Origin of the sequence: Ohessyouella blattaphilus (assembly GCF_024721265.1) — a bacterium.
GTDB lineage: Bacteria > Bacillota > Clostridia > Lachnospirales > Lachnospiraceae > Aequitasia > Aequitasia blattaphilus_A.
On the sequence record NZ_JAMXOC010000024.1, the window covers coordinates 40,172 to 46,455 of the forward strand.

At 47.1% G+C, this 6,284-nt stretch carries 3 protein-coding genes; 2 read left to right on the forward strand and 1 reads right to left on the reverse strand.

The window, feature by feature from the left end:
- Window positions 1-14: 14 nt before the first annotated feature.
- The gene (gene ygfK, locus NHH16_RS13035) at window positions 15-3,005 is read left to right on the forward strand and encodes a putative selenate reductase subunit YgfK (protein WP_262070047.1); all 2,991 of its coding nucleotides are present in this window, start codon (window positions 15-17) and stop codon (window positions 3,003-3,005) included.
- 13 nt (window positions 3,006-3,018) lie between these two features.
- The gene (gene xdh / locus NHH16_RS13040; protein WP_262070048.1) at window positions 3,019-5,565 is read left to right on the forward strand and encodes a selenium-dependent xanthine dehydrogenase; all 2,547 of its coding nucleotides are present in this window, start codon (window positions 3,019-3,021) and stop codon (window positions 5,563-5,565) included.
- 171 nt (window positions 5,566-5,736) lie between these two features.
- Here the strand turns inward: xdh and tnpA are convergent, their stop codons facing one another.
- Window positions 5,737-6,147, reverse strand: coding sequence for an IS200/IS605 family transposase (tnpA, locus tag NHH16_RS13045; RefSeq protein ID WP_262070049.1), 411 nt, complete (start codon window positions 6,145-6,147; stop codon window positions 5,737-5,739).
- Between the last annotated feature and the right edge of the window lie 137 nt (window positions 6,148-6,284).

Genomic DNA, 6,284 nt, shown 5'->3' on the forward strand with positions numbered 1-6,284 from the left:
AGGAGGAAGGATTGATGAGTGATATAATGAGTTGTATGCCCTTTGAGCAATTGCTTAACTGGGTACGAAAAGAGCATAAAGAAAAACAGACGGTTTTTGGTTTGCATAAGGCTTACGTGGCTTCTAAGGACCAAGAGATGCACATTTTTGGTCGCCCCCTAGAAACCCCAATCGGACCAGCAGCCGGACCAAATAGTCAGTTAGCACAGAATATTGTAGCTTCTTATTATGCAGGCAGCCGTTTCTTTGAACTGAAAACGGTGCAGATTATGGACGGCGCTGAGTTAGCCGCTTGCGTCAACAAACCGTGTATCAAAGCGGATGATGAAGGGTATAACTGTGAGTGGTCAACGGAACTATACGTGCCACAGGCGCAAGATGAGTATATTAAAGCCTGGTTCCTCCTTAAGTTTATGGCTAAGGAGTACGGTCTTGGGGAGATGGATGGCTTTCAGTTTAACATCAGCGTAGGATATGATTTGGCCGGGGTCAAATCAGAGAAGATCAATACCTTTATCGACAATATGAAGGATGGCAAGAACACGGACGTCTTTAAGGAATGTCAAAGTGTACTCTTAAAGTACGCAGATGAGTTTGCGAATTTTACCGCCCAGGATGCCCAGAGTGTACCAGGTGAAATTTGTAATTCGGCGACTATTTCTACCCTGCACGGATGCCCGCCAGAGGAGATAGAAAGCATTGCATGCTATCTATTGGAAGAGAAAGGATTACATACCTTTGTAAAATGTAACCCGACCTTACTGGGCTATGATTTCGCCAGAGCTCGTCTGAATGAACTAGGATATGATTATATCGCCTTTGGTCCTTTCCACTTTGAAGACGACCTTCAGTATGAGGATGCGGTACCGATGTTTAAGCGGTTGATGAAGTTATCTGGAGAGTTAGGACTTGAATTCGGCGTTAAGATTACCAATACCTTCCCAGTAGATGTAAAAGCAGGCGAGTTGCCTTCAGAAGAGATGTATATGTCAGGGAAATCCCTCTTTCCGTTATCGATTTCCTTAGCTGCTAAGCTGTCTGAGGAGTTTGACGGTGGCTTACGTATCTCTTATGCTGGCGGAGCCGATGCCTTTAATATTAAAGAGATTGTAAGCTGTGGTGTCTGGCCAGTTACGGTAGCAACCACGATTCTTAAGCCAGGCGGCTATCAGCGATTAACCCAAATGGCGAATCTAGTGGCGCCTTTAGGAATAAAAGAATTTAACGGTATTGATGTAAAAGCGCTGCGGGCACTAGCGGAAGCAGCTAGAAGCGATAAGCACTATATGAAGTCGGCGAAGCTTCCGGGAACGCGTAAGTCGAAAGAGAACGTACCTTTAATTGATTGTTACATGGCTCCTTGTGAGGAAGGGTGTCCTATTAATCAGGAAGTGGCAACTTATATGAAGCTGTCCGGTGAAGGACGCTACGAGGAGGCACTACGAGTCATTTTAAATCGCAATGCACTACCCTTTATCACCGGTACTATTTGTAATCATAATTGTCAAAGCCGGTGTACCCGGAATTTCTATGAAACGCCGGTACAGATTCGCGATACGAAGCTACTTTGCGCTGAGAACGCCTTTGCTAAAGTGAAGGGTGAGGTGAAAGCCATCACCCAGACGAAAGACAAAGTAGCGATTGTAGGTGGTGGTCCTGCCGGAATGGCAGCTGCCTATTATCTAGCCCGGTCTGGTGCAGAAGTGGTATTATATGAAAAGAAGGAGCGCCTAGGTGGTGTGGTTAGTCAGGTGATTCCTAATTTTAGAATTGATGATAAAGTGATTGCTAAAGACGCCGAGCTACTAACACAGCTAGGAGTTACCTTACATTTAGGAACAGTAGCGCCGAAAGTCGCCGAGCTAGAAAAAGACTTTGACCGAGTCATTCTTGCAGTCGGCGCCTATAAGCGGGGAAGTCTTCCTTTAGAGGGTTGTGAAACGAAAAACGCTCTGGATTTCCTAGAGGCGTATAATCAAAATGACGGTAAGGTGAGTCTTGGACGAAACGTGGTGGTAATCGGTGGCGGGAATACCGCGATGGATACTGCCCGAGCAGCGAAGCGCTGCCCAGGTGTAGAGAATGTCTACCTAGTGTATCGACGGACGAAACGGTACATGCCAGCGGATGAGCATGAACTAGTACTTGCTAGAGAAGAAGGCGTAGAATTCAAGGAGCTTCTGGCTCCAGTTAAGCTAGAAGGCGGAGAACTTCTCTGTAAGGTTATGGAATTAGGCGATATCGATAGCTCTGGTCGTCCTTGCTGCGTAGAAGGTGAGGGCACGGAAGCGGTTCAGGCGGATACAGTTATTGTCGCCGTCGGTGAGAAGGTGCCAACAGACTTCTATAAAGAGAATGGACTAGAAGTCGATGAAAGAGGCTATGCTAGAACAGGCGATAACTACGAAAGTAGCAGAAAGGGAGTATACGTTATCGGTGATGGTCGCCGGGGTCCAGCTCTAGTGGTCAGCGGCATGGCGGATGCTCTAAAGGTGGCCGAAGATATCGTCGGTGCTGACGTCTGTCTGGATATGAGCGAAACGGCGGATGAGCAAGTGACCTATGAGAAGCAAGGAGTCCTAAAAGAAGTGGTGAAAGATCAGGATGGCAAACGCTGCTTAAGCTGTCAGGCTATCTGTGAGAACTGCGTTCAGGTCTGCCCTAACCGGGCGAATCTGGCAATCCAGGTTCCGGGAATGGAGAAAACTCAGGTGATTCACGTGGATTATATGTGTAACGAATGTGGAAACTGTGCCAGCTTTTGTCCTTATGCAAGCTCTCCTTATCTGGATAAGTTTACTTTATTTGCCAACCTAGAGCACATGAAAGACAGTAAAAATCAAGGGTTTGTGGTCCTTGACCGGGAGCTTAAGCAGGCGAGGGTACGACTTCTGGGCAAAGAATTCACTTGGCAAAAGGGAGAAGCATCCGCTGTACCAGAGGCCATTGCGAACTTAATGGAAGCAGTGATTGATGACTATGCCTATGTATTAGACTTTAAATAAGATGGAGGCGCCTATGTACCATTTAATAGTAAATGGAAAAGAGTACGAAACGACGGAAGATAAGAAGTTGATCCGCTACCTCCGTGATGATCTAGGTCTAACCTCGGTCAAAGACGGTTGTAGCGAGGGCGCGTGTGGAACGTGTACGATTATTGTAGATGGCAAGACGATGCGAGCTTGCATCCCGATGGTTTCTAAGATGGTAGGTAAAGAGATTACTACCGTAGAAGGACTAAGTGAGTGGGAGCAGGAGGTGTACAGCGGGGCCTTTGCAGAGGCGGGGGCGGTACAGTGCGGCTTTTGTATTCCGGGCATGGTTATTAGCGCAAAAGCGCTGCTTGACCAAAACCCTGAGCCTACGCGGTTAGAGGCGGCAGCGGCAATTCGCAATAACATCTGCCGCTGTACCGGCTATCAGAAAATTATTGATGGGATTCTTTTGGCGGCAAAGCTGCTACAAGATGATGAAGGAACGAGCACCTTTGTGGGCGCCGCGCCTGTAGGAAAGAGAATACCTAGGATAGACGCGAGAGAAAAGGTACTGGGAACGGGCATTTATACAGATGATTTATATTTAGAGGGGATGATTTATGGAAGTGCTCTTCGTTCTGCGTATCCGAGAGCTAAGGTGTTAGCAATTGACACTGCAGAAGCTGAGAAACTGCCGGGAATCGTTGGCGTCTATACGGCCGCGGATATTCCTGGAAGCGTGAAAATTGGTCACTTAAAGAAGGACTGGGATGTAATGATTCCCGTCGGTAAGATTACTCATTACTTAGGGGATGCAATCTGTCTAATCGCTGGAGAGTCGCCGGAGGTAGTTGAAGAGGCGAAGAAGCTGATTCAGGTTGATTATGAAGTGCTAGAGGGGGTGTTTGACCCTCGCGAGGCTCTTGCTAGCGATATTAAAGTCCACGAGGAAGGCAACGTCTTGGCCCACGAGCACCTTAAGAGAGGAAATGCTGATGAGGTGATTGCCGCTTCTAGGTATCAGGTTACCAACTACTACGAAACCCCGTGGACAGAGCATGCTTTCTTGGAGCCGGAGACGGCGGTAGCGATGCCCTTTGATGATGGCGTTTTCATCTATTCTTCAGATCAAGGGACGTATGATACGAGACACGAATGCGCGCTGATGCTAGGGCTTGACCCGGAGAAGGTGATTGTGGAAAACAAGCTTGTAGGTGGCGGCTTTGGCGGGAAAGAGGATATGGCCGTTCAGCACCACGCCTCCTTGCTGGCATACTTAACAGGCAGAATCGTTAAGGTGAAGTTAACCAGAAAGGAAAGTCTCTTAGTTCACCCGAAGCGCCATCCCATGTATATCGAGATGACCACCGCTTGTGACGAGGACGGACAGATTACGGCTTTAAAGGCGAAAGTTATCTCTGATACGGGAGCCTATGCTTCTCTTGGCGGACCGGTGCTACAAAGAGCTTGTACTCACGCGGCTGGACCGTATCATTTTCAGACGATTGATATTGAAGGCACAGCAGTCTATACCAACAATCCACCAGCCGGTGCTTTCCGCGGTTTCGGGGTGACCCAGACGTGCTTTGCCTCAGAGATGAATTTAAATCAATTGGCCCAGAAGGTGGGAATTTCGCCTTGGGAAATCAGGTATCGCAATGGGATACGACCAGGAGAAGTCTTGCCGAACGGCCAGATTGCCGATGAGTCAACGGCGATCGTGGAGACCTTATTAGCCGTTAAGGAACAATACGAACGGGAGCCTTATGTAGGCTTAGCCTGTGCAATGAAGAATGCGGGTGTAGGCGTAGGCATCCCCGATTGGGGACGGTGTCGTCTTTTCGTTAAAGACGGTAAAGTGCAGATCCATGCCGGTGCTTCTTGTATCGGTCAAGGATTAGGAACGGTGCTGGTACAGATTCTTTCGGAGACTACCGGTATTCCAGGGTCGCATATCAGGTACTGCTTACCAAATACCAGCCAGGCTCCAGATGCAGGGACTACGTCCGGATCGCGGCAGACCTTAGTGACCGGTGAGGCCACTAGACGAGCAGCGTCAAAGCTTCTAGAAGCGCTAGCAGGAAAAGAGTTAGCGGACCTAGAAGGTCAGGAGTTCTTAGGCGAATATCTGGCAAAAACCGATCCTATGGGAGCGGATGTGCCCAATCCAGTTTCTCATGTGGCTTATGGGTACGGAACCCAAATGTGTGTACTAAATGAGGATGGAACGGTAAAAGAGATGGTGGCCGCTCACGCCGTAGGAAAAGCAATTAATCCTCTGAATGTAGAGGGGCAGATTGAGGGCGGCGTAGTAATGGGTATGGGATACGCTCTGACGGAGAAGTATCCTCTCGAAAAGGGCGAACCAAAAGCTAAGTACGGAACGCTGGGTCTCTTTCGGGCCGATAAAGTCCCACCGATTACCTCGATTATTATTGAAAAAGAGGGAGTAGAAGGCGCGTATGGAGCGATTGGCATCGGTGAGATTACCTCAATCCCCACAGCCCCGGCTATTGCTGGTGCTTATGAAAAGTTGGGGCTAGGCTTTCAGTATAATTTGCCGCTTTCGGGCACGCCGTATAATAAATAGATGTAGAAAGACAGAGGAGAAGGCTTTCATGATCAAAAAAGGAACGCTATTACTAAAAAATGCCAGTTGTATTGTCAGCTGCGATGAAAAGGATACCGTCTATCGCCAGGCAAATCTATAAATTTAAGCAGAGTACCACGTCCATAAAACTTGCATGGGCGTGGGTGAATGCTACTGATTTTTAATATATTCTTGTACTAGAGAGAGGCTTTGCTCGCTAACAGTAGCAACAAAATAACTACTCGACCAAAAGTAAGGTTTCCAGTAAAACCTCCCTACTTCTGTAGGATAATCTCGCCTGGCAAATCTTGCTGTCTTGGTTTTTAGCACATTTACAAATTCTGTAGGCGCCATTCCTGGAGTCGCTTCAAAAAGTAGATGTAGATGGTCAGCCTCTCCATTTAACTCTAAGATATTATAACCTCGCTCCGTGCAAATATCTTCAATCAACTTGTAGACATAGTTTTTTACTGGACCAGTCAAGACTGGTTTTCGGTATTTTGTAACCAGAACAAGATGATATTGAAGAAGAAAACACGAGTGCCGATTCGCGTAATAAGGTTGATTTTTCTTTTTGAACATATGTTCTTTTTCTCCTTTACGTCCGCTTGTGATAATGGTACAATTACACTATAGAAACAAAGAGGTATCAAGAGGTTTAACTATATGTATAAATCAAAGCAAATATTAATATCTAAGAGGAAAGAACCAGAACTATA